Origin of the sequence: Rhizobium sp. CCGE 510, assembly GCF_000292525.1 — a bacterium.
In the GTDB taxonomy this organism is placed as follows: Bacteria; Pseudomonadota; Alphaproteobacteria; order Rhizobiales; family Rhizobiaceae; genus Rhizobium.
Window position 1 is genome coordinate 1 of sequence record NZ_AEYF01000140.1, and the last position, 514, is coordinate 514.

The following is a 514-nucleotide window of genomic DNA, read 5'->3' on the forward strand; positions in this document are numbered from 1 at the left end:
CGAAGGACGGGCAGGGAGAGCATAGTCAGCCGACTCACGGGTACTGATCAGCAGCAACAGTCGTTGAAGGACGATTACAAGCACTTTACCAAGGATGAAGGAAAAAAATGGGCGGCGTGAGTTTCGATCGGCTGCGGCAGTATCTAGGCGCCGAGTCGCAGTTGAAACAGCATCATCCTTATCCCGACGACGCCCGCATGATTAATGACTTCGCCAAGGAAGAGCGGAGTAAGCGCGGATCGGACTCGACTTCTCGGAAAAATGCCAGTAACCTACGAAAGTTTAGCGATTGGCTCCAAAGGGAGGGCAGGGAGAGCATAGTCAGCCGACTCACCGGTAGTGATGAGCAGCGACAGTCGTTGAAAATAGATTACCAAGACTTCACCGAAGCCATGGGAAGACACACTACGTCTTTCAAGCGGCTTCGGCAGTACCAGCAAGTCGTTGAGGCGAACGCAGCGTCGGGGTTGTTCCCTGAGCAGGCAGGTATCCGGGAACCGGCCGGTCCGAACGT

1 pseudogene is annotated in these 514 nt (G+C 54.9%); it reads left to right on the top strand.

Annotated features, from left to right (window positions below):
- Positions 1-107 precede the first annotated feature (107 nt).
- A pseudogene (locus RCCGE510_RS35420) lies at positions 108-514 on the top strand (hypothetical protein); the annotation flags it as partial.